Raw genomic sequence first — 24,699 nt, forward strand, 5'->3', positions numbered from 1 at the left:
TCAATTAGGACGGCATAAAATGAATCAGCATTTATAAATACCATCATCGGCATAATCAGTGCTTCAATTATACATTATACTTCATTTTTATAAATGTTATTAAAACAATTATTAAGTCTAAAGTGCAGCCATCGATGATAATGCTTTCATCTGTAAAAAAGCAAAAAATGGCTGTTAATGATTACCTGGGAAACATTTGTATCCCTATTTATTAACAAAAATGCCCTTTTAAGCTTACTTCATAAAGATTATTTTTATCGGTCAATAATAAGCCAACAATCCATTTCTCAAAATGTACAATCGTGAGGAGTCCTATCGGCCTTACATTACAATCGATTGCGTTCATTGTTCGCTTTTATTATTGTTATTTAAACAATTTATAAATATCAAGTCAAAATCAAATTATGAGAATTAAAATTACCAATTTAACAAGATTGTTAAGACCAGCAAGATTGCGGCACTTGCTTCTACTACTGGTGTCCATTAGCGCTCTGCCTGTTATGGCCCAAACTACCACCATTAAAGGAATAGTTACATCGGCCGATGATAATAACCCGCTTCCCGGTGTTACAGTAGTGGAAAAAGGAAAACAGAATGGCATCATTACCGGTGTTGATGGTTCTTACTCCCTTAATGTACCCGAAGATGCTACCCTGGTGTTTTCCTTTATAGGCTTCACCAGGCAGGAAATTAAATTAAACGGAAAAACAGTAATTAATGTAAAGCTCCAGAGTGACAGTAAAGCCCTTAATGAAGTAGTGGTTATTGGTTATGGTACGGCCCGGAAAAAGGATTTAATAGGATCAGTAAATGTAGTAGCCGCTAAAGATGCGGGTGCCAATACCAATACAAGTGCAGCACAGTTGCTTATTGGTAAAGCCTCTGGTGTTCAGGTGTTAAATTCAAACGGCACACCAGGCTCAAATGCCCAGATCATTGTACGCGGTACAGGCTCATTTACTAATGTGGAGCCATTGTATGTAATTGATGGCATACAAGGCGATGCTAATCTTTTTAACACCATCAATCCACAGGACATTGAGAATATTACCATTTTAAAAGATGCGGCATCTACTGCTATTTATGGTGTAGCCGCCGCAAATGGTGTAGTTATAGTGACTACAAAAAAAGGAAAAAGTGGTACTCCGCAAATATCATTCGACTCACAAGTCGGTACTTCATCGGCCTGGAAGCAACTCGATCTGCTTAAAGCAAACGATTATGTTGCTCTCCTAAAAGATATAGCCGCTACTAATAACCTTACACCTCCGGCCAAACTAAGTACCCCTTTTGTATCGGTTGATCGTACCGACTGGCAAAAAGCTATTTTCAAAACGGCTTTATCTACACAAAATAATGTAAGCGTTAATGGCGGCAGTGATAAAGTGACATATAATCTGTCGATAGGCTATCTAACCCAGGAAGCTATTGTTAAGGATTATAATCTGAAAAGATTAAACAGCCGTTTTTCGTTAGACGAAAAGCTCGGGCGTTTCCATTTCGGCCAAAGCCTCAACGTGCGTTATACCAATACCAATGGCCAAACAGCCAGCATACTTAATGCAATTACATATGCACCATACCAGCCTATATATGATCCATCTATTTTAGGGGGCTACTCCATCCTCACCAACGTTGATGATAACAGTAACGCTGTCAATCCATTACAATCATTGGGCGTTCAAACATTATCAAGCAACGATCTGGTCTTATATCCACAGTTTTTTGGTGAAGTAAATATTATCAAAGGCTTAACGCTCAGGTCGCAGCTGGCAGGGGTATATGGCAATTCCACAAATGATTCGTACCAGATACCTTATGTCACTTCAAACAACCTGGCCTATAGCCGCCAGGCGGGTCGTGCATTTAACAGTTACAATAATTATACTTTTGAAAACTACCTGTCGTATAACCGTACTTTTGGTAAGCATAATATATCGGCAACAGCCGGTACCAGTTATATTGATGCGGGATCAAGTAAATACCTGAGCGTATTAGGTACCGGAATGTTAAATGATAACGTCAAAGATATAGGCGTAGCACCAACCATCACCAGCCAGGCTAATACATCAGGTTATTATACACAATTTGGCCGGGCTATCTCCTATTATGGTCGTTTGATATATACATTTAATGATCGTTATATACTGTCAGGTAGTATCCGTCGTGATGGATCATCAAACTTTGGTCCTCAAAGCCGCTATGGTAACTTCCCGGGAGCGGGCTTTGCATGGCGTTTTACCGAAGAGGATTTCGTAAAATCGGCACTTCCATTTATCAGCGACGGTAAATTACGTATAGGCTGGGGCCGTACCGGTAATAACAAGTTTGGTTTAACCACTACACAAGTATTCACCTTTAGTGGTATACCAACCGGTAACCTGGTTTATTCGCTTGGTCAGAACGAGGCCTTTGCAAACGGAACAACAGTAGCCACCATTGCAAACCCGTTATTAAGATGGGAACAAACAGATCAAACAGATATCGGGCTTGATCTTGGTTTCCTGAACAATCAACTTACTGTGGCTCTTGATTATTATAACCGGAAAAGCAGTGGTTTATTGGTTGCTATTCCAATACCAACAAGTGTCGGTATAGGTGGATTAAATGGAATTGACAGCAGGTTAGTTACCAATGCTGCTAATGCCCAAAATAAAGGCTTCGAATTTCAGGTGGCTTACCGGGGCAAGGTTAACGACTTCAATTACAATGTCAGTGTAAATGGTGCTTATAACCAAAACAAAACCTTATCACTGGGTACCCAATCGCCAACGCCAATCATCGGGGGATACTTTGACAACTTAAATGGCATCACCTTAACACAACCAGGCTCGCCTATTGGCGCTTTTTACGGGTACAAGATGGATCATGTAGCCAGGAATCAGGCAGAAATTGACGCATTGAATGCCACTGCCAGGCAAAAAACAGGTGATCCAAATGCCGTATATCAGGCAGGTTTATTACCCGGCGACTTTATATTCAAAGACCTGAACAACGACGGTACCGTTGATAGTAAAGATCAAAAAGTACTGGGCAGTTCCATTCCCAAGTTTATATATGGTTTTAATGCAGGCGCTTCCTACAAAAACTTCGATCTGAACATCGTTATCTCCGGCGTTCAGGGAGTTCAATTAGTTAACTCGCTTAAATTCTTCACCGAAAACGCCTCAACCGGGCATAACGCTTCTACAGCAATTTTAAACAGATGGGAAAAACCGGGCGATGTTGCCTCCTTGCCACGGGCAGGCCAGAATGTTACGGCAACTGGCAATTTGAGACCTTCTGACTTTTTTGTTGAAAATGGTTCCTACCTGCGGGCGCGTAACATCACCTTAGGTTATACTTTCACCAAAGCAGCCCTGAAGTCATTCTCGGGCAATGTGTTGAGCAGGTTGCGGGTTTATATTGCCGCGCAAAATTTATTTACCATAACCGGATATAAAGGATATGACCCAGAAGTAAGTACACAAACCAATGGTGGCGTTAACGGTGCCGCTACCGACTATATATTTAACAGGGGTATTGATGACGGGCAGATACCACAGCCACGTACATTTTTAGCGGGTATACAAGTTGGGTTTTAATGATGAAAAATATTAAAGATATAATTATGAAAAAATATATTAAGTATCTGATAGTTGTGATTTTAATGATCGCGACCGGGGGATGTAAGAAGGATTTGGATTTACAAAATAAAAGCGCATTTACTTATGATACCTATTTCACCAGTGATGCAGCTATAAATCAAGCTGTTATAGCCAGCTATGCTACCTTATTACATACCGGTTTATGGGCCCGTGAATGGTATTATATTTTTGATTTGCTGGGTTACGATGCCAAAAATGCACAACCACTGCAAGGTGATCTTTTGGCCCTTGCACAATATAACTTCGCCCCTAATCAACCGCAGTTGGATGCCATGTGGTCGTCGCTGTACCGCCTCATCATGCGATCAAATGTGGTGATTAACCGCGCTCAAGCCTGGAAACCGGCTAACACAACCGAACAAGCAAACCAAAAGCAATACATTGCCGAAGCTAAATTTTTAAGGGCTTATGCTTATTTTAATCTGGTTAATTTGTATGGCCGGGTGCCCTTGCGTAAAGAATACATTCCGCTGCCAACGCCAGACCAGATCAATCTGCCCCGTGCTGCTACTGCTGATATATGGGCCTTTGTTGAACAGGATCTGAAAGATGCGGAAACTGATCTGCCTGTTTCTTACCCCACGGCCAGTTTCGGTCGCGCTACCAGGGGAACTGCTGTTGCACTGCTTGGTAAATCATACCTGTATGAAAAAAAATGGAGCGATGCGGTTACTGAACTAACAAAATTGACTCAGGCCCCGTTTAGTTATTCATTGGCGGCTCAATATAATGATCTGTTTGACGATCCTAATCAAAATGACCCTGGCAAAAACCCGGAAACCATTTTCCAGGTAATGAATCAAGCCTGGACCGATTGGGGTATCGGTAACCAGTATGCTCCCTTTGGCGGTCAGGAAACATGGGGAGGAAAAGCAACTCATTCTGCCCGGGCGCAGGAATATGGTTTTAATGACTGGAACAATACGTTTATTACTACTACAGCTGTTAAAGCTTTTACATATACTAACCCCCAAACCAATGCTACCTATGTTGACCCAAGGGCAGCTTATACTTTTTATGGCAATGCAGCCAGTGGTGGTGAAACACAATACTGTCAGCAATGCTCAACCGGGCCGGCAGCCTTTCCATACGCTACAACAGGGTATAAATATTTAAAATATGAATACTACAATAAGGTAGCCAGTTACGGCGGTCCGCAAAGCGGTATTAACGGGCAGGTAATCCGTTATGCAGATGTACTGCTTATGCTTGCAGAGGCTTATATACAGCAGGGTAATACCGGCAGCCAGCCCTTGGCTCTGATTAACCAGGTGCGTAGCAGACCAAGTGTAAACGCTCCGTTATATAGTTCATTGGGGGGACAATCAGCTGCCATGGCCATCCTGATGCGTGAAAGACAATTGGAATTAACAGGCGAACAATCTCGTTATTTTGACCTGATACGCTGGGGAATTGCCAAACAAACGATCAATACCGAAAGACAGACAGAAGACGGCACCCAACCTTTCCAGGATAAGAATATTTTATTGCCCATTCCTTTTTCCGAAAAAAATGCCAATCCTAATGTAGCAAAAGACATTAGTGGCGACTGGAACTAATAATGATAGTTATATACAAAAAAGACCGGTAATGATACCGGTCTTTTTTTTGGGCCATAAGGTAATTTAATTCACCGTGGCTGAATAGCTATTAGAAGTAAAATTAAGACCGCCGCTTGATGAGGTAATTTCAAAACCAAACTGAACTTTATCAAGGGTTGTAAAATTCACACCTTTACTTTTTATAAAATTCAATATATCCTTTATATTCACTGTTCCAGATGTTTTTTGACTGTTATCTAAAAATGAATATACGGCATTTGATCCGTTTGAGCCTTTATACACGGTATAAGTAGGGCCACCCGAAGTTGGTGTTACATTGGTATAAGTCGCTACCGGATTACCATTGGCATCATAACTGGCTGCAATTGGTTTTGCGCCGCCACGCCAATTTTCCCATATCATAATTTCATAAGCATAGTTATTGCACCATATATCATATGCACTTTCAAAATTGCCACTACTGGGTACGGTTACGTTAAAGCTACTTTTCACCGTATTTAAGGCACTAAATGTTCTATTAACAGGATAATCTACATTGGGATAGGATTTTACGCCATTGGTATTCGGATGATTTGCCCATATGCCCCAGTTACTATATGAATTTGCCCAGATGCTTTGTGGACCGGCTCCGCTTCCCCATATATTATTTTCGATATAATAACCACTGCCGGCATTCCAGGAACCATATTGTGCCGATGACGACCAATTGGCTTTCACTTCGGCATTGGCGCTAACCGGGTCTGGGGTTGGAGACTGAGCTTCTTTTCGGCATGCGACCATTGCAAGGACCATAACCGGGAATAAAAATACTTTTTTCATAACTTTAGATTTTTGTTTATTGGTTTCCCAAATTAAACCTATAGTTATTCAAAAGACTTTCACTAATTACTCAATTTCTTTCACTAATTTCTCAGATCAAACAAATTATAACTTATACTTAACATCAAGATAAACATCCACATCCTTAGTATACCTCAAATCTTTTGATAACATCAGGGCATTTACCTTCCAAACTCCTGAACCCATAGTGTATTATACCTTGCAGCTCCTAATTCCCTATACGTGCTGTCCATCATCGCCCTGCAATGGTCTTCGCTTTTTTCCCAGGCATCAATTACCTGTTGAACATTGTTATAACCGCTGCCAATATTTTCACCGATATACATGCCTGTATAACCGGCCTCCTGCGCTCTCTGGATTGGAGACGAACCTGTTGGAGCTATATGATCAAAGTAATGATTAACGGCCATATCTTTTGCATGCGCCTGGGCGGCAACCTGTAGCTTATCATTCCATATAACAACCGGAACAGGGGGCATATGAATAGTACCACAGTTGCAGCCTGTAGTCCTCAATGTATTAACAGCATTAAGCATTTCCTGCCGGAGATCCTCTGCTGCGACCTGATCTTTTTTGCAGCCACAAAACATCAGATAAAGCAGTATACTGAACTTGACGATCTTTTTCATATAAATTGCGAATGATGCGATTACCAGATGGCCGCTAAAAGAAAATTAAGTTAAAAAATTATTCTTAAAATAATTGTATTTAATACACCTGAAATATTTTTATCTTTATAAATAACAAGGCGTCCTGCCTGTAAACCTACCTATGAGTGTTCAAATTAATGCCAATATCCCATTGAGGGATAACTCTTTATTGAAAACATCTTATGATGAGGAAAGACCTCTGGTGCATGTTATTGAAGATAATTATGATATGCGGATGGAAATAAAGGATGAATTTAAGAGCGATTATCGTGTTATTGATTCAGAAAATGGCTTAGTCGGGTTCGAAAAGAGCATCGCATCGATACCTGATATTATAATAAGCGACATACAAATGCCAGGAATTAATGGGATCGAATTGTGTAAATTATTAAAGAAAGACGAGCGCACAAGCCACATACCCATTGTATTGATTACAGGCTATGATGACGAAAAGGGACAACTTATCAGCTTGAAAAACGGCGCCGACGATTATGTAACCAAACCTTTTAGCTTTGGCATTTTAAGGGCGCGGGTAAATAACCTGGTTAAAACACGACAATTATTATTGAATAAATTCTTAAATGAATCGCATCAATCGCAAATTAAGTCAGGATCTGTTAGCAGCCACGATATGCTTTTAAAAAAAGCTTACGAAATTATTGACCAAAATATAAGTAACTCTACCTTTGAAGCTAATGACTTTGCCCGAGCCATGGGTATGAGTCGGGCACAAACTTACCGAAAAATAAAAGTGGTTACTGGCCTGTCAGTTAAAGAGTTTATTCGAATCACCCGTTTAAAAAAAGCGGCGGGATTGCTCCTAATCGGTGATCATAATATTTCGGAGATCGCTTATAAGGTTGGATTTAGTTCCGGAGCTTATTTCTCATCTTCATTTAGTCATTACTTCAAAATTTCGCCGACCCGCTATGTTATTCTAAACAAAAGCAAATAATTGTTCCATAGTCCTATGATTATTTAGCCTTCCTAAGAAATAATCAACGGTACAGACGCCGCCACCTAAATAAAAATCCTCACAGAATTGATAATTTTTATACAATTTTAACATTTCAGACCCTATTTTCTAACCTTTGTGCCTCTCCAGTTATTTGTTTCTTCTATAATTTTATCAACCAATTAGTAAACCCGGTACTCATCAAAAACATGCCTTGTTTTATTAATTATCCTGCCTTGCTAAAATAAAACAACCAATTAAACCGGCTCAGGCCTGTAATACATATCGAAAAAATGGAACTAATGTTAGACTCTGCGCTACGCGGAATAGCAACTGCATTATTATTAACCTTTTTAATAAGTATAACCGTTGTAAAGGGCGGTCATTATACTTTACAGAAAGCAGTAAATGCCGTCTCTGTAACAGCTGCCTGGCGGAAGGCAATTATCAACAAAACTGTACATTATATCATTTGTATAAACCTGGGCAATAACGAGACACACACGCTCATCCACCAGGATTATCAGACACATCCAAACGCTATTAACCAATCATTTAACCAATTATTCACCGCGACAAATTTATACGTCGTCATTAAACCAATTCTTTATGAAGAGAACTTTAAATTATTTTATGTGCATCCTTGCAATCCTTACCTTAACAAGATGCAAGAAGCAGGCAATCGTTGACCAGGGTGTTAAGCAACCTGCTCCCAAAACAGTTAAGACATTGGATATAACCAGCTATCCAAGTTACAACACCTCTCCTCTTCCACCTGATCAAACAGGGGTAAGCAGTACGGCGGCTCAGCTCGCCACAAAATTCCAGTTAGGATGGAATATTGGCAACACACTTGAGGCAACAGGAGGCGAAACAGCATGGGGTAATCCAACGGTGACCCAGGCCCTTATTGATCAGGTTAAAAAAAGTGGTTTTACTGCCGTCCGTATCCCCTGTAGTTGGGACCAGTATGCAAATCAAACCTCGGCCCAAATTCAGCAAACATGGCTTGATCGAGTTAAGCAGGTTGTTCAGTACTGTGTTAACGACGGTTTGTACGTGATACTGAACATACATTGGGACGGCGGATGGCTGGAGAACAATTGCACCACCAGCGCACAGGCTGCTGTTAATGCCAAACAAAAGGCCTTTTGGGAGCAGATTGCTACTCAAATGCGTGGTTTTGATGAACATGTGATCTTTGCCAGTGCTAACGAACCTGCTGTATCAGACGCCACAGGGATGAGTGTACTGCTTTCTTATCATCAAACGTTTGTTAATGCGGTTAGGTCAACCGGTGGCCACAACAGTTACCGGGTGCTGATTATTCAGGGGCCTTCTACCAATATAGATTACTCAAACACGTTGATGAACACACTTCCCACAGATCCGGCATCCAATCGCATGATGGTTGAAGTACATTATTATACTCCCTTTAATTTTGCTGGTTTAAGCGCTGATGCAAGTTGGGGGAATATGTTTTATTATTGGGGCAGTGGATATCATTCTACAACCGATGGTTCACGAAATGCCACCTGGGGTGAAGAGTCAGATGCACCTGCTGAGTTTCCATTAATGAAGACCAAGTTCATTGATAAAGGCATTCCGGTTATATTGGGAGAGTATGGAGCGATCCGCCGGCTAACAACGCTTTCCGGAGATGCATTAACACTACATCTTGCCGGCAGGGCGTACTATCTTAACTATATTACCCATCAGGCATTACAATACGGCTTACGCCCATTTTATTTTGATGATGGATCGACAGGAAACAATGCGTTCAGACTCATTAACAGGCAGGCTAACGGAGTAGCCGATCAACAAGGTTTAGCCGCTGTAGTACAGGGAATGCAAAATGGAACATCTTCAACCATTCAGGTTGGACAAGTTTATCAGATTTACAGCAGAAACAGTTTTAAGGCTCTGGAATTCGCGGGCTTTGGAACGGCTAATCAAACCCAGGCCGACCAATGGGAATATTTGGCGGGAGCAAACCAGCAATTTAAAGTAGAAGATGCAGGAGGAGGCTATTATAGATTAACCCCTATGCATGCCACCGGAAAGTGTTTGGAAGTTTATGGCTGGAACACCGCTAATGGCGGACAGGTAGATCTATGGGATTACAGCGGTGGTGCAAATCAAAAATGGTCAATTCAGATAACCGATAATGGATATTATAAGATCATTAACGCAAATAGCGGAAAAGCTTTGGATGTTTCGGGATCATCGCTTAATAACGGTGTTGCAATAGACCAATGGACTTACTCCGGAGGCCGCAACCAACAGTGGGCGTTTGTGAAAATCTAAATTAAAATACAACTACATTATTTTACAAAAATAAAATCTCTAATGCCTTTATTTCAAATAAGGTATTAGAGATTTTACATTGTTATACTACTATTCCATTATTTAATCGCATGGCAGAATGCGTACTGGCTAAAACTTCGGCCAACTCCATGACCGCCTAAATCTCGAATAACCGTATACCCGCTAATCTGAGAAATCGCCTCCAATAATATCTTTTGTAAAGTATCAATAAAGTGTTGTATGTCCTGAATATCCTCTCCTACTGCTATGTTTTAGCTGGCGGCCCTGTTCAGGTTTACCAAATTGCTGTGATAGGTATCCAGATAGCCGCGCGGCGAACTGCCAATAACGTATTTAAACACCCGGTTAAAATTGGTTATGCTGTTAAATCCACATTTATAGGCAATGGAGTTGATGCTTTCAAATTTATGGGCGATCAATTTTTTGCAAGCCTCATTAATCCTGATCTCATTTAAAAATGAAATAAAAGTATGACCAGTATGTTTTTTAAAGTAACGGCAAAATGACTCTGGCGTCATATAAGCTACTTTGGCTACATCTTCCAGCGTAATGGGATCGCTGTAATGCTGCATAATAAAATTATATATCTTCCCTATGCGTATACCCTCGTTTTCGGTAATACCGGGTAAATTGCCGTAGGAAGATAGCGGATCTAATTTATCTTTTAGATTTGTTAAGCCCTTCAACAGATATAAAAACTGTACAAGCTGATCGGAGCCTGAAGCATTTTTTAAGTTGATCATTATTTTTGTTATCTCATCAGTACTGTCAACCGGAATTTTAAACCCTTGCTGATGTTGTTGCATAAATATCCTGCCTTGAGCCATTTCCGGCAGATCAAACAAAGAGGCCAGCGCCCCTTCCGGATCAAAAAATATGGTTAAGGCTTCTACTTGCTTATGGGTATTCTGAGCAAAGTATTCAGGATTGCTTTTAAATACATGCGGCAAGTTTGCACCTAATAAAAACATATCACCCGCCGAATAATCATGCATATTGTTTCCAGCTATCAAAGTACCCTCCCCTTGCCGTATCCAGGTGATCTGGATCTCCTTATGCCGGTGCAGATATGGGTAATGATGAGGCAGACAAACTTTTTCTACTATCACACTTTTATCGTGGGGCAACGGGATGGTAAATTGCAAAACTTTCATCTTGATATGAATTAATTCTTCCTGAATTTACATTTACTTAACTTAAAAAACTAATAATTTGGAATAATAGGATAATATTAGGTTACTATTTGATAATTTATTGTGATAGGCAGATAAAAATTGCTTTAAAAATGAATGATCAATCCATTTTTTATTGTTAAATAAACAATTTTAAAACATACAATACTGAATATCAAATATGCATATTTATAATTGTATATTAAACAATTGTAAATACGCTATTAGTGGATACATCCTCAATAAAAGTATAAATAGTACGGATATTTTGAATTTACCCTACCGTTCGGGAGCAAATTCGTTGATGTTGATGGATGTTGGTTTGCCCGAAATAACCTCGGTCACCAGTAAACCTGTGGCTGCACCCAAACTTAAACCCATCATGCCGTGCCCGGTGGCTATGGTAAGGTTTGCGTATTTATTACTGCGACCAATGTAGGGTAACCCATCAGCTGAGGATGGCCTGAAGCCAAACCAGATATCTTTTTGCTGTGGAACTGACGGTTTAAGTTCGGGAAAATACTGTGGTACAGATTCCACTATCCCTTTTACCCTGCTCATGTTTACAAGGTTGTTCATCCGGTCAAGCTCCATGGTCCCGCCGTAGCGCAAGCCGCCGTTCATAGGTGTAATGGCAACTCTGGCTTCGGCCAGTAAAGCTGGGATCTGCATCATTTCCGTATTATCCTGAACATTGAAGGAGTATCCTTTGCCTGGCATCAGCAGAATTTTCAGTCCCAACAATTTGCCTATCGAGGGCGACGATGAACCACCAGCTACTACATATTCATCGGCAATAAATTCTTCTCCAAATGATAGTACACGGCTTACTTTGCCATTGAAAGTCTCAATTTTTGTAACCTCTTTATTGGTAACCAGGTTAACGCCTACAGTTCGTAAATACTTTAATAAAGCAGCCATTAACTTATTGGGCGAAAGATGCGCATCGCAACCATAATGTACGGCGCCTAATACATCCAGCTTAAGTTTGGGTTGCAGCTTCATGCAATCAGCAGGGCTAAGCAACTTCATATCCAAACCTAACTGTCGTCCCTTTTCAGCCATGTGAGCTTCTTCCTCCCCGGCTTTTTCGGTTTTATAAAACATCAGGATACCTTTTTCAACCAGATCAAATTCAAAATCAGGCTCCTTGCTCAATTCCTGATAAAGTTTTTTACTGAGTAAGGATAGTTCTGTTAAAGGTATAGCGGACTTTTCTACATGCGTCGCATTAGCCTTTTTCAGAAATTTAAGCCCCCATGATATTAATTCCGGATTTAGCGAGGGTTTCACATAAAACGGACTTTTACTGCTAAACATCCAGCGGATACCCTGGCTTACCATGCCGGGTGTGGCCAAAGGAATAAAATGGCTTGGTACAATCATACCGGCATTTCCATAGGAGCAATTATCGGTCATATCCCCTTTATCAACCACAGTAACCTGGTGCCCTGCTTTATGTAAATAATATGCAGAGCTCAAGCCAACAATCCCGCCGCCAATGATCAACACTTTAGCCATAATATATTTTGAGCTTTTGAAATATTTGATTTAGAAACAAAAGGTTATATCACTTGGAAACCATGTGCATATGGATCATCATCATCAATTTTGATGGTGTTGTATCCATAAACTTTGGCCCAGCCTTCCACACTTGGAATAATGGCATCTATATTATTGATTTTAACCACCTCTTCCACCCTGCCTGTGAATTTACTACCGATAATACTTTCATGTATAAATGGTTCGCCAACCTGTAGTTTTCCTTTGGCATGCCATTGCGCCATACGAGCAGACGTACCCGTGCCGCAAGGCGACCTATCGATAGCCTTATCGCCATAAAATACGGCATTCCTTGCGGTGGCATCATCGGATAATGTTGCCCCTGCCCAAAGGATATGTGTACAGGTATTGATGGTAGGATCCTGCGGATGCACAAACGTATATTTTTCATTGATGCGCTTGCGTAATACCTGACTCCAGGCAATCAATTGCCCGGCCGTATAATGTTCGATTCCGCCGAAGTTGGGCTGCGGGTCAACTATGGCGTAGTAATTTCCACCGTAGGAAACATCAATAGTGAGCATACCCAGATCAGGGCACTCTACCTGCAGATTTGTTGCCGCAAGATAAGCTGCCACATTTTTAAGCTTTACAGAGGTAACCTTTTTCCCCTCCTGTTTATACTCAATTAACACCAGTCCCGCTGGTGCTTCCATACGGATTATACCAGGTACTTTGGGTTGTATCAGGCCTTCTTCTACAGCAATGGTAATGGTTCCGATAGTGCCATGACCACACATGGGCAAGCATCCGCTGGTTTCAATAAACAAAACCGCCACATCGTTTTCGGGATCATGAGGTGGATACAGGATACTCCCCGACATCATATCATGCCCCCGGGGTTCAAACATTAAGCCTGTTCTGATCCAATCATACTCCTTTAAAAAATGCTGGCGCTTTTGGCTCATATTGTCGCCTTTGAGGGTCGGACCTCCCCCAGCCACCAACCTTACGGGGTTACCGCAGGTATGCGCATCTATACAAAAAAAAGTTTTACTGCCCATATGTTGTATTATATCACAGCCTCACTTATTTTACCCCAGCTGCCTACAGGCAATACCGGACGAACAGCAAGTGCATCACTGATGATCTTTTGAACTTTTTCACGCTCTGCCCCTACTAAAGGTAAACGTGGAGCGCGTACATTTTCGGTACCTATACCGGTTGCCACTTCTGCCAGTTTAATGTATTGTACCAGTTTAGGGTGGATATCCAGCTCCAACACCGGTAAAAACCAACGGTAAATAGCCAATGCTTCATCATATCTTTTGGCTTTAACCAAACGGTATATGGCCACAGTTTCTTTAGGGAAAGCATCAACCAGACCGGCTACCCAGCCATTGGCACCCATCACTAAGCTTTCCATAGCTAAGGGATCAACACCGGTTAATATTTTAAACCTGTCGCCAAAGCGGTTGATCATCCGGGTAACGTTTGACACATTGCGGGTTGATTCTTTTACCGCCTGTATATTATCATAAGCTGCAAGCTGTTCAAACATATTCAGGGTGATCTCCACCTTATAATCAACCGGGTTATTGTAGATCATGATGGGCAGCGGCGTGCTTTTAGCAATAGTGCTGATATAGGTTATCGTTTCGCGCTCCTCACTGTTGTAACGCATTGGCGGCAATAACATTAAGCCATCAGCGCCATTATCTAATGCTTTTTGCGCGCAGGTAACAGCCGCTTTGGTTGTTTGCTCCGCGATATTCAATATTACAGGTACTTTTCCATCGACAAAGGCTACTGTATGAGCAAGCAGGTCATATTTTTCCTGATCACTTAATACGCTTGCTTCGCCTAAAGAACCTCCCAGTATAAATCCGTCAACGCCGGCTTCCAGTTGGGCATTTAAGTTGATGTCAAAAGCGTCAAAGTCCAGTTCATCATTATCAGTAAATTTGGTAGTTACGGCGGGTAGTACGCCTTTCCAATCAAATGCTATCATTTTTAAATGTTTTTTTACAAAATTAGCGTTGTAACAAGTATTAATAGGCCAGTAATTTAACAGGTACTAACCATATTTTATCAAACAAAACCATTTTTAATACCGCTATCATGACAAATCATGGTGCATAAAACTTTTTAAAGCTTCAATTTTAACACTTTTTGTGCCATAATTGAGGTAAAAACAGCTTCAAAACTGTCAAAAACTAATGCAAAACCATCAATTTTAACACTTTTTAACAAATTTTGACATGTTTTTTTTACTTTAAAAAGTATTAATAATAACAATCAGATAACTACATTAAAAACAGATTTATAAGGCCTTTCGGAGCTTAACTAAAACGGCCCGGTTGCATTTTTTACATACAACCGGGCCGTTACCTATACAAATTAATTAGCAGGGTAAAAGACACAGTTTTTATTTGCTGCGATGCCTATTTTACATCCCACCAAACCCTGTCGGTTAGTTTGGCGCTTTGCTGGGGTTGCGGGTTTGATATAATTTCTGTTTGCGGATATAGCACCCTGCGCGGTATAGCTGATAAAGCATTTTTAACCGCGGGCAATACCGGGAAGCCTGTACGCCTGAAATCGGTAAAGTTCTCTAATGAAAGAAAATTCGCTATCCCCTTTTCTTCGATGATTAGCTGCTCTGCGTTAGCGGCAGTCAATGTCCTTGAAGCTATATAGGTATTCGCGTTAGTTGTACTCACCCCCAATTTTGTCATATGCGATGATATGGCACTTTGATAAATGGCCTGCGCACTACTAAAACCCGAAAGGATGAGCGTGGCTTCAGCTTTTATAAACAAGGCTTCGGAGTAGTTTACAATGTAATTACTTGCCCCTGCAGCGCCATAAAAGTCTCCTGGGCGCGAGTATTCTTCCAGCTGACCAATGGTACTCAAGCCCTGATCTAATCCCGTATAAAAGCCGGTAGCGGTTGCCGGGGCCACCATGATGGTTAAGCGTGGATCATTACGTGTTTTAAAACCATTAACCGCGGTACTGGCCATTACAATAGTGCTGGCTGATATAAAATTCTGTTGCCACGGATTTTCTGCACCGGCAGCGCCACCGTAGGCCATTTTAAAATCATCGTCATTTGATTGCATACCATTTGTAAGGGCTGTAAGGGCTAATTGTGCCTGTGTGGCAGCTGTATATCCAGGCGCTTTAGTCAAATGCAGATAGTAACGGGCTTTTAAGGTATAAGCCAGCTTTGTCCATTTACTCATATCACCTGCGTAAAAGAAATCATCTCCACCCGGACTTATAACGCCGTTTTTGGCAATGTCAGCAATACCAGCATCCAGCAAGCTTTGTATAGTAGTATAAATATCTTTTTGGGTATCATATACTGGTGTAAAATTAGCAGTTCCCTTAAAAGCTTGCGAGTACGGAATATCACCCCAAAGATCTGTTCCGGTGCCCAGGCAATAGGCCGTCAGGATCTTGGCAATGCCGGCATAGTTGGTTTTTCCGTCGGCAACGGCCTTTGCATTTAGGGTTACCAGGTTATTTAAGCAGTTCACATAAAGCGTCCTCCAATCATCATTCATATCGGTATTATACATTAAATAAGTGCCTGCATTGGGCGCTACCTGGTTCAACGCGGCCACCTGCATATATTCCTGTACAATTACGGCTACGTTGCCTGCATATAGTTTTGATGATATAGCTACTTCAACCGGGGCAAGTATCTGGGCTTCCGCCACATCAAGGGGCTGATTGGGATTAGTATTTACGTCAATATATTTTTTACAACCTGAAACACTTATCAGGATACATGACATTAAAATCATTGATATTTTTTTCATGATATTTTTTAATTGATAAATGATGATTAAAGGGTAAGCTTCATGCTAAAATCGATAGACCTGGATGTGGGTACAGAAAAGGAATAAATACCTTGCGAACCATTTGATGAACCGAACGAACTTACCTCAGGGTCGCCGCCAGTAAAGTGTGGCGCGTAGATCCACAGGTTACGCCCGGTTACGCTAAAGTTAACGGCTTTGAAAGGACTACCCCTCAACCATGATGGTTTTACAGTATAGCCCACGCTTACATTTCTTAATTTGATATAAGTACCATCCTGTATTACAGACTCGGTTACGCCGTTTATACGCTGATAATAAGCCTGTCCGTCAACAGCAACGGTATTAGCTTGTCCTGTTGCATCACTTACTCCCGGAACCACCCTTAACCCTCTGTTTTCGGTTACTTTAGGTGTTCCGTAAAAATATCCGTACCCATCCACGTTATTCTGGATATCGCCGCCTTTTTTAACGTCAAAGAAGAAATTGAAATTAAACTGCTTATACCTGATATTATTGGCAATTCCGCCCGTCCAATCAGGGTTAATATTACCTATAACACCCTGGTCGGCATCAGCATAAGGTAATCCGCTGGCATCAATGCGTAACTGCCCTTGTGCGGTACGTGCGTAGCGTGTACCATATATGGTTCCGTAAGGCTGGCCTACAATAATTGTAGTAAAGCCATTTCCGATCTGTTGCAGATCACCATCAATTGCCAGAACCTTATTCCGGATACGGCTGTAGTTGATGGTCACATTCCAGGTAAAGTCCTTTGTTTTCACTGGCACTACGTTCAATAACAGTTCAATACCCCGGTTTTGCATTATCCCGGTGTTTACAGTAGTACCGTCATAACCTGTTGATGGTGCAATACTCACGCCCGGGATTAAGCCATCTACCGTTTTTTTAGCAAAATAAGAAGCCTCTAAACTTATCCTGTTATTAAAAAACCCGGTTTCAAACCCTGCTTCAAATTCATTTATCCGCTCATTTTTCAAGTTAGGGTTACCCAGCGTGGGGCTCAGTAAAAATCCTGCCTGGCCGTTGTAAGGGAACGAAATGTTACGAATAATGTTATCTTTACTTTGAGTGAGATACGGAGTAGTAAGTGAATAAGGAACCACATTACTGCCGCCAACCGTAGCATAGGATATTCTGAATTTGCCCAGGTTCATGATATCCTGAAATTCTTTGGAGAAAAACTCAGAAAATATAAAGCTGGTAGCTACAGACCCATAAGGGTAAAAATTATGCGCTGTTGATAGTACAGAGCTTCCGTCATACCTGCCGGTTAAAGACAGGATCAGGAATTTTTTATACTCAATATTTGACTGCGCGTAGAACCCTATCTTCCGGATATTATATTGATTTTCAATAAAAGTAACCGTTGAAGCCGAACTGATATTATCCAGATCGGCTACTGAAAGCCCGACGCCATTGGCATAAGCAGTTTCTGTATATTGAGAATAAATATTATTCCCGATAACGCCATCAATATTAAAGTCACCAAACTGATGATTAGCGCTTACAATCAAGTCGTTATTAAATTGCCTGAAATTGGTATTGTTAACCACGATACGCCCGGTAGGGTTAGATACTGACTGCGCCGATTCATGGTATCTATCCTGTTCGGTATATACATCTGCGCCAAATCTTTCAGTCACGGTTAGCCATGTTAATGGTTTATAATCGGCTGTAAATGTTGGCAGAAAACGGTTTACGCCCGATTTATTGGAAATATTATCCAATACCCAGTAAGGATTGTTCCTGGAATAACGATACAAGCGCTGGGTGCCGTCTGCATTTTCATAAGGCAGCAGGTTATATGATATCGGGGCTGTAAAAATAGTCCATACAGGGCTCTCCAGTGCATAACCTTCGGGCAAGCGATCATTTTGGGAATTGGTATAATTTAGCTGGAATGTTGTAGTTAAATTTGGAAGGATCTGGGCGCTGTATTTGGCAAATACCGAGTTCCGCAGAAACTTGGTATTGGGCACCGTACCCTGCTGATTAAAATTAGAATAAGATATATAATAGTTAGAAGCCGCCCCACCACCGTTTACACTAAACACATTATTATAAGTATGCCCCGTTTTAAAAAACAGATCGGACTGGTTATATTTTTTTGCAGGCTGCCCGTTGATTTTTAAGGTATCCATTAAAGGTCCCCAGGAAGTGCTGGTTTTCTGATCATCACCATTATAATAAATACCATTGGTACCCTGGGCATATTTGCTTTGTATCTGCGGCAGCAGCGGGTTTTCGAAGGAGAAATCAGAAGTAAAATTAATGGTCGGTTTTTTATTGGCTGAGCCCGTTTTGGTAGTAATAATAATAACACCATTTGCACCCAACGAACCATATAAAGCTGTAGCCGCGGCACCTTTTAGCACGTTGATATTCTCAATTATGGAAGGATCAATGTCGGCTACCCTGCTGGAGCCGGGCCCTGAGTTGAGGTTTCCGGTTTCACTGTTATCTATCGGGATACCATCAACAACCATTAAAGCATCGTTATTTCCGTAAAACGATGATGCACCACGAACAACTATACGTGTTGAACTACCTGGGCTGCCCGATGAGCTGGTGATTTGTACACCGGATACTTTTCCGGCTATATCATTAACCAGGTTAGGGTCTTTACCCTGCACCAGGTCTGTGCCCTTAATTTCCTGGCTGCTGTAGGTTAATACTTTTTTGTCGCGCTTAATACCCAACGCGGTAACCACTACCTCGCTGAGTGTTTTATTATCTTCCTCTAAAATAATGTTAACGTTGCTGATATTGCTAACCTTAACTTCCTTCGCGGTATAACCAATAGCAGATACGCTGAGAATAACCGGGCCATTACTATCAATAGTAAATATCCCTTCGCTATTGGTGATGGTACCTTTACGCGTACCTTTTATTTTAACAGACGCACCTGGTATAGACAGGCCTTTTTCATCTGATACTTTCCCTTTTAACGTAATTATTTGCGCTTTGGCATTATAACCAAATACAAAAATGCCTAAAAAGAGCAAAACAAGCCTTTTGAATAATCGTTTTAGCTTCATAAATTAATTTTTGGGGTTAAAAAATTATTAATTAAGTCTGATCTTTCAGATCATGTAAAAATATTTACCCCAATAGCTAATTTTTTAGCAAAAATTCACCACAACTACCTACATATTATCATTATTAAAACAAAATCCCATAAAAACCACAAACATTTCAAACAAAATATCAGCAGAAGATCAGTTTACACCTTTAAATACTGCTCTTATTATTAAATAGCTCGTTAACTAACAGTGTAGTATCCTAAATCGGTTAAAATCCGATTATCACCAGCAAAATATCATCAATAATTATTCAGGATACCCGTGTAACTTTACTGTATGTTTAATTGTTATAATCACACGAATTTTGCAGCTTTGTTAATGAAATTTACTTTATCATTTATCATTTGCTTTACAGCTGCAATAAGCTTAAAGGCTCAATCATATGTGCCTGAGTGGAAGGATAGCCGGATAAAAATAAAACCCGTTGTAGCGATACAAGCCTATTCATTTGATCTGAAAGATGTTCAGCTGCTGGAAAGCCCATTTAAACAGGCCATGCAGGCAGATGCCGCTTATTTATTATCTATTCAGCCCGACCGCTTACTGTCCGGATTTCGCTCCCATTCCGGGTTAAAGCCTAAAGGTAAAATATATGAAGGCTGGGAATCATCGGGTTTGGCAGGCCACACGCTGGGGCATTACCTGTCGGCCATTTCCATGTATTACGCATCAACCCGTGACCCTCAATTTTTAAAGCGGATAAACTATATAGTTGCCGAACTTAATGAATGCCAAACCGCACGCAAAACAGGCTACGTTGGCGCTATCCCGAAAGAAGACACGATATGGGCTGAAGTTGCCAAAGGCGATATTCGCTCCCATGGCTTTGATCTAAACGGAGGATGGTCGCCCTGGTACACAGTGCATAAAGTGATGGCCGGACTTTTGGATGCCTATTTATATGGCCATAATGCCCAGGCGCTTAAAATATGCCAGGGCATGGCCGATTGGACGGGCGAAACCATTAAAAACCTGGACGATAACAAACTGCAAAAGATGCTGCTGTGCGAATATGGCGGCATGGCAGAAACGCTGGCAAACTTATATGCAATAACAGGCGACAGAAAATACCTCGATCTGTCGTACAAGTTTTATGATAAGCATATTTTAGATCCCCTGGCGCAAAAACAGGATATTTTACCTGGCAAGCACTCCAATACCCAAATACCCAAAATAATTGCCAGCGCCCGACGGTACGAGCTTACCGGCGATAAAAAAGACCAAACCATTGCTGGTTTCTTTTGGGAAACGGTAACGGGTCATCACTCCTATGCTACCGGTGGCAACAGCAACTATGAGTACCTAAGCGACCCAGATAAGCTGAATGATAAACTGACAGATAATACCACCGAAACCTGTAATACCTATAACATGCTTAAGCTCACTCGCCACTTATTTGCGGTTGCGCCATCAGCTGCATTGATGGATTATTACGAGAAGGCGTTATATAACCACATCCTTGCTTCGCAAAACCATAAGGATGGTATGATGTGTTATTTTATACCTCTTAGAATGGGCGGAACAAAACACTACAGCACTCCATTTGATGATTTTACCTGCTGCGTGGGCTCGGGGATGGAAAACCATGTAAAATATAACGAAAGCATATATTTCAGGGGTACCGACGGAAGTCTTTATGTTAACTTATTTATTCCTTCTGTATTAAACTGGAAAGATAAAGGCATTACTGTTAAACAAGAAAGTAATTTACCCACCAGCGACCACATTAACTTTACCGTTAACGCAGCTAAGCCCGCTACTTTCTCTATCCGCATCCGTAAACCTAAATGGAGCAGCCATGTAAGCATCCGCATCAATGGCAAACAACAGCAGCTTATCCCCAATGCACAAGGCTACTTTGTTTTAACTCGCAAATGGGGCAAAAACGATAAAATAGAATTAAATACCCCTGAAAATATCTATACTGAAGCGATGCCCGATAACGCGAACCGGCGCGCCATATTTTATGGTCCGGTATTGTTTGCCGGCGTTTTTGGCAATACCGAGCCTGATCCGTTGAAGGGTGTGCCCGTTTTTGTGACCAACGAAACCAACCCCAACAACTGGCTGCAAATGGTTGATAAAAACCAGTTGAGTTTTAGCACAGTAAATATTGCCCAACCAAATGAAGTTAAGCTCATCCCTTTTTATCAGACCCAAAACCAATATTACTCGGTTTACTGGGATGTATTCACGCCCGAAGCATGGGCAGTACAGCAAAAGGCTTATGACGAACAAAAGAAAAAACAACAGGAACTGGAAGCCCGCACTACCGATATTTTACGCGTAGGCGAAATGCAGCCCGAGCGCGATCATAATTTCAGCGGGGAAAATGCGACTACCGGCGAAGACCATCAGAAAAAATGGAGGTCGACAGAAAACGGCGGTTATCTTCAATACGAGATGAAAGTTGATGCCAACACCCGAAACACCTTGATTAATACCTATTGGGGAATGGATAACCGGGGTCGCACTTTTGATATATTGATTGATGGCGTGAAACTGGCTACCGAAGATCTGAACCAGTACAAAGAAAGCCGTTTTTACGATACCAGCTATACCATTCCGATAGAGCTTACCAAGGGCAAACAAAAGGTAACTATTAAGCTACTGCCCAAAAAGGATAACAGCGCGGGGCCAGTTTATGGGAGCAGGATGGTAAAAAATTAAATGAACCAATTACAAGAAACTAAATATATGATCAGTACAAGAAAAACGGTCTGCATGCTATCACTATCCATGACGGCATTTACAGGGCAGGTATTTTCGCAGCAAAAAGATTATCCTATACAACCTGTGGCGTTTACCAGTGTCCATGTAAACGATAATTTCTGGCAACCAAAAATGGAGGTTAATGCCAATGTAACCATTCCTTATGTATTGGCCCAATGTAAGGCAAACGGGCGCATGGATAACTTTTTAAGGGCTGCCAAAAAACTGGATGGCGATAAGCTAAGCGTATTCCCCTTTGATGATACCGATGTGTATAAAGCTATTGAAGGAGCCTCGTACTCTATGCAAAACAAAGCAAATCCCAAACTGGATAAATATATTGATACCCTTATCGGCATCATTGGTGCCGCCCAGGAACCTGATGGTTACCTGTATACTTTTCGCACGGTAAATGCAAAAAAACCGCATGAATGGATTGGCGCCAAACGCTGGGTACAAGAGGAAGTATTGAGCCACGAGCTGTATGATTGCGGGCATTTGTACGAAGCCGCGGTTGCCCATTACCAAGCCACCGGCAAACGGACACTGCTTAACATCGCCATAAAAAATGCAGATCTGCTGGTTAAGGTGTTCGGTCCGGGTAAGTTGGAGGAATATCCAGGTCATCAGATAGTAGAAATTGGCCTTTCGAAAATGTACCGGGTTACGGGCAACAAACAATATCTTGATCTGGCTAAATTTTTTCTGGATGTACGCGGCCCCAAGGGCGACGCCTACAATCAAGCCAACAAAAAAGTAGTTGACCAGCACGAGGCCGAAGGGCATGCCGTGAGGGCGGCTTACATGTACACCGGCATGGCAGATATCGCTGCCTTAACAGGTGATACCAAATATTTAACCGCTATTGATGATATCTGGGGTGATGTAGTTAACAAAAAACTATACATCACGGGCGGTATTGGCGCGACCTCTGATGGCGAAGCTTTTGGTGATGCATATCAGTTGCCAAACATGTCGGCTTATGCCGAAACCTGCGCCGCTATTGGTAATGTGTACTGGAATAGCCGGATGTTTTTGTTGCATGGCGATTCAAAATATATCGATGTACTGGAGAGAACGCTTTACAATGGCCTGCTTTCAGGCGTTTCTTTAAGCGGCGACCGTTTCTTTTACCCCAATCCACTGGCATCTATGTCGCAACACCAGCGCAGCGCCTGGATCAGCTGTGCCTGCTGTATCAGCAACATGACCCGCTTTTTGCCATCGTTGCCTGGTTACGTTTATGCTAAAAACAAAAATGATCTGTACATCAATCTGTTCATGGGCAACTCCAGCAATATCAAACTCACTTCGGGTAATGTTAATATTGTGCAAGCAACGGATTATCCATGGAAAGGTAAAGTCGATATTACCGTTAATCCTGAAAGAAACAGTGAATTTACTTTAAGGATACGCATACCCGGCTGGGCCAAACAACAGCCGGTACCAGGTAATTTGTACACTTTTATGGATAAAAAAGCATTGCCGGTTATGTTATCTATCAATGGTCAAGCCCAATCATTTGTTACAGAAAAAGGCTATGCGGTATTAAAACGCACCTGGAAAAAGGGCGATAAAGTATCCCTCCTGCTGCCAATGAAAACAGAAAAAGTATTAGCAAACCCGTTGGTAAAAGATGACAGGAGTCGTTTTGCATTTGAACGCGGCCCTGTTGTATACTGTTTAGAAGGCCCCGATAATAAAGACAGCCTGGTACAAAATATAATGATCGATACAAACGCCATTGCCAATGCAAATTATCATGCCGACCTGTTAAACGGCGTAGATGTAATAAGCGCAGATGGCAAAAGCACAAAACGCCAGTTAAACAGCGATCAGCTGATTGAAGCTAATCAGCAGGTAAAAGCTATCCCCTACTATGCCTGGGCAAACCGCGGCCCAAGTGAAATGACCGTGTGGATCCCTTACGAGGCTTCGGCTGCACGGCCTAAACCCGCGCCAACCATCGCGAGCACCAGCAAGGTAACATCATCCTTAAAAAACACACGGATGTACGCATCCATCAAAGATCAATATGAACCTGCCGACTCCAAAGACAACAGCTATCCTTACCTGCATTGGTGGCCGGCCAAAAACACCAGCGAGTATGTTCAATATGATTTTGATACCGCGCATACGGTTAGTGAATCAAAAGTTTACTGGTTTGATGATGGCCCATGGGGCGGCTGCCGCATACCGGCATCTTACAAAATACTCTACCTAAAAGATGGTCAATGGATACCGGTAAAAAACACTACACCTTACACCATTAGTAAAGATGGCTTTAACACCATAACTTTTGAACCGGTTAATACCACGGCTTTAAGAATGGAAATTCAGCTACCGGTGGATAATTCTTCCGGCATACATGAATGGGCTGTTAAATAACGATC

General features: G+C 41.6%; 14 protein-coding genes. 6 read left to right on the forward strand and 8 right to left on the reverse strand.

Features of this window, described 5'->3' with window-relative positions:
• Window positions 1-500 precede the first annotated feature (500 nt).
• Together ACNURT_RS15685 and ACNURT_RS15690 are read left to right on the forward strand one after the other, a co-directional pair.
• The gene (locus ACNURT_RS15685) at window positions 501-3,584 is read left to right on the forward strand and encodes a SusC/RagA family TonB-linked outer membrane protein (protein WP_419698490.1); all 3,084 of its coding nucleotides are present in this window, start codon (window positions 501-503) and stop codon (window positions 3,582-3,584) included.
• A 26-nt stretch (window positions 3,585-3,610) separates the two neighbouring features.
• Complete coding sequence (locus ACNURT_RS15690) at window positions 3,611-5,206, forward strand: RagB/SusD family nutrient uptake outer membrane protein (protein WP_419698491.1); 1,596 nt, start codon at window positions 3,611-3,613, stop codon at window positions 5,204-5,206.
• Window positions 5,207-5,272: 66 nt separating this feature from the next.
• Here ACNURT_RS15690 and ACNURT_RS15695 read toward each other — a convergent pair whose 3' ends face one another.
• Together ACNURT_RS15695 and ACNURT_RS15700 are read right to left on the reverse strand one after the other, a co-directional pair.
• Window positions 5,273-6,028 carry a GH12 family glycosyl hydrolase domain-containing protein gene (locus tag ACNURT_RS15695; protein WP_419698492.1) on the reverse strand — a complete coding sequence of 252 codons (756 nt, stop codon included), beginning with the start codon at window positions 6,026-6,028 and terminating at the stop codon, window positions 5,273-5,275.
• 182 nt (window positions 6,029-6,210) lie between these two features.
• Complete coding sequence (locus ACNURT_RS15700; RefSeq protein WP_419698493.1) at window positions 6,211-6,678, reverse strand: CAP domain-containing protein; 468 nt, start codon at window positions 6,676-6,678, stop codon at window positions 6,211-6,213.
• A 190-nt stretch (window positions 6,679-6,868) separates the two neighbouring features.
• On the opposite strand from ACNURT_RS15700, the gene ACNURT_RS15705 reads away from it, so the two are divergent.
• A complete protein-coding gene (locus tag ACNURT_RS15705) occupies window positions 6,869-7,654 on the forward strand; it encodes a response regulator (protein ID WP_419698494.1) in 786 nt (261 codons plus the stop codon).
• 609 nt (window positions 7,655-8,263) lie between these two features.
• A complete protein-coding gene (locus tag ACNURT_RS15710) occupies window positions 8,264-9,961 on the forward strand; it encodes a cellulase family glycosylhydrolase (RefSeq protein ID WP_419698495.1) in 1,698 nt (565 codons plus the stop codon).
• 272 nt (window positions 9,962-10,233) lie between these two features.
• Here the strand turns inward: ACNURT_RS15710 and ACNURT_RS15715 are convergent, their stop codons facing one another.
• From ACNURT_RS15715 to ACNURT_RS15740, 6 genes are all read right to left on the reverse strand, one after another.
• Window positions 10,234-11,136: an AraC family transcriptional regulator gene (locus ACNURT_RS15715; protein ID WP_419698496.1), complete on the reverse strand. Its 903-nt coding sequence runs from the start codon at window positions 11,134-11,136 to the stop codon at window positions 10,234-10,236.
• Between the two features lie 297 nt (window positions 11,137-11,433).
• The gene (locus ACNURT_RS15720; RefSeq protein ID WP_419698497.1) at window positions 11,434-12,675 is read right to left on the reverse strand and encodes an NAD(P)/FAD-dependent oxidoreductase; all 1,242 of its coding nucleotides are present in this window, start codon (window positions 12,673-12,675) and stop codon (window positions 11,434-11,436) included.
• 44 nt (window positions 12,676-12,719) lie between these two features.
• Window positions 12,720-13,721, reverse strand: coding sequence for a 4-hydroxyproline epimerase (locus ACNURT_RS15725; RefSeq protein WP_419698498.1), 1,002 nt, complete (start codon window positions 13,719-13,721; stop codon window positions 12,720-12,722).
• A gap of 8 nt (window positions 13,722-13,729) precedes the next feature.
• Complete coding sequence (locus tag ACNURT_RS15730) at window positions 13,730-14,668, reverse strand: dihydrodipicolinate synthase family protein (RefSeq protein ID WP_419698499.1); 939 nt, start codon at window positions 14,666-14,668, stop codon at window positions 13,730-13,732.
• A 433-nt stretch (window positions 14,669-15,101) separates the two neighbouring features.
• Window positions 15,102-16,487, reverse strand: a complete 1,386-nt coding sequence (locus tag ACNURT_RS15735) for a SusD/RagB family nutrient-binding outer membrane lipoprotein (RefSeq protein ID WP_419698500.1) — start codon at window positions 16,485-16,487, stop codon at window positions 15,102-15,104.
• A 26-nt stretch (window positions 16,488-16,513) separates the two neighbouring features.
• Complete coding sequence (locus tag ACNURT_RS15740; protein ID WP_419698501.1) at window positions 16,514-19,549, reverse strand: SusC/RagA family TonB-linked outer membrane protein; 3,036 nt, start codon at window positions 19,547-19,549, stop codon at window positions 16,514-16,516.
• A gap of 363 nt (window positions 19,550-19,912) precedes the next feature.
• Between ACNURT_RS15740 and ACNURT_RS15745 the strand changes: the two genes are divergently transcribed.
• A complete protein-coding gene (locus tag ACNURT_RS15745) occupies window positions 19,913-22,264 on the forward strand; it encodes a beta-L-arabinofuranosidase domain-containing protein (protein WP_419698502.1) in 2,352 nt (783 codons plus the stop codon).
• Between the two features lie 27 nt (window positions 22,265-22,291).
• A complete protein-coding gene (locus tag ACNURT_RS15750) occupies window positions 22,292-24,694 on the forward strand; it encodes a glycoside hydrolase family 127 protein (protein WP_419698503.1) in 2,403 nt (800 codons plus the stop codon).
• Window positions 24,695-24,699: the final 5 nt, after the last annotated feature.

It is taken from the genome of Mucilaginibacter sp. NFX135 (assembly GCF_048565145.1).
Classification (GTDB): domain Bacteria; phylum Bacteroidota; class Bacteroidia; order Sphingobacteriales; family Sphingobacteriaceae; genus Mucilaginibacter.

What these genes read in the sequence shown, in the direction of transcription:
- ACNURT_RS15685 (WP_419698490.1), top strand. Translation starts at nt 501, where the DNA reads ATGGCCCAAACTACCACCATTAAAGGAATAGTTACATCGGCCGATGAT.
- ACNURT_RS15690 (WP_419698491.1), top strand. Translation starts at nt 3,611, where the DNA reads ATGAAAAAATATATTAAGTATCTGATAGTTGTGATTTTAATGATCGCG.
- ACNURT_RS15695 (WP_419698492.1), bottom strand. Translation starts at nt 6,028, where the DNA reads ATGAAAAAAGTATTTTTATTCCCGGTTATGGTCCTTGCAATGGTCGCA.
- ACNURT_RS15700 (WP_419698493.1), bottom strand. Translation starts at nt 6,678, where the DNA reads ATGAAAAAGATCGTCAAGTTCAGTATACTGCTTTATCTGATGTTTTGT.
- ACNURT_RS15710 (WP_419698495.1), top strand. Translation starts at nt 8,264, where the DNA reads ATGAAGAGAACTTTAAATTATTTTATGTGCATCCTTGCAATCCTTACC.
- ACNURT_RS15715 (WP_419698496.1), bottom strand. Translation starts at nt 11,136, where the DNA reads ATGAAAGTTTTGCAATTTACCATCCCGTTGCCCCACGATAAAAGTGTG.
- ACNURT_RS15720 (WP_419698497.1), bottom strand. Translation starts at nt 12,675, where the DNA reads ATGGCTAAAGTGTTGATCATTGGCGGCGGGATTGTTGGCTTGAGCTCT.
- ACNURT_RS15725 (WP_419698498.1), bottom strand. Translation starts at nt 13,721, where the DNA reads ATGGGCAGTAAAACTTTTTTTTGTATAGATGCGCATACCTGCGGTAAC.
- ACNURT_RS15730 (WP_419698499.1), bottom strand. Translation starts at nt 14,668, where the DNA reads ATGATAGCATTTGATTGGAAAGGCGTACTACCCGCCGTAACTACCAAA.
- ACNURT_RS15735 (WP_419698500.1), bottom strand. Translation starts at nt 16,487, where the DNA reads ATGAAAAAAATATCAATGATTTTAATGTCATGTATCCTGATAAGTGTT.
- ACNURT_RS15740 (WP_419698501.1), bottom strand. Translation starts at nt 19,549, where the DNA reads ATGAAGCTAAAACGATTATTCAAAAGGCTTGTTTTGCTCTTTTTAGGC.
- ACNURT_RS15745 (WP_419698502.1), top strand. Translation starts at nt 19,913, where the DNA reads ATGAAATTTACTTTATCATTTATCATTTGCTTTACAGCTGCAATAAGC.
- ACNURT_RS15750 (WP_419698503.1), top strand. Translation starts at nt 22,292, where the DNA reads ATGATCAGTACAAGAAAAACGGTCTGCATGCTATCACTATCCATGACG.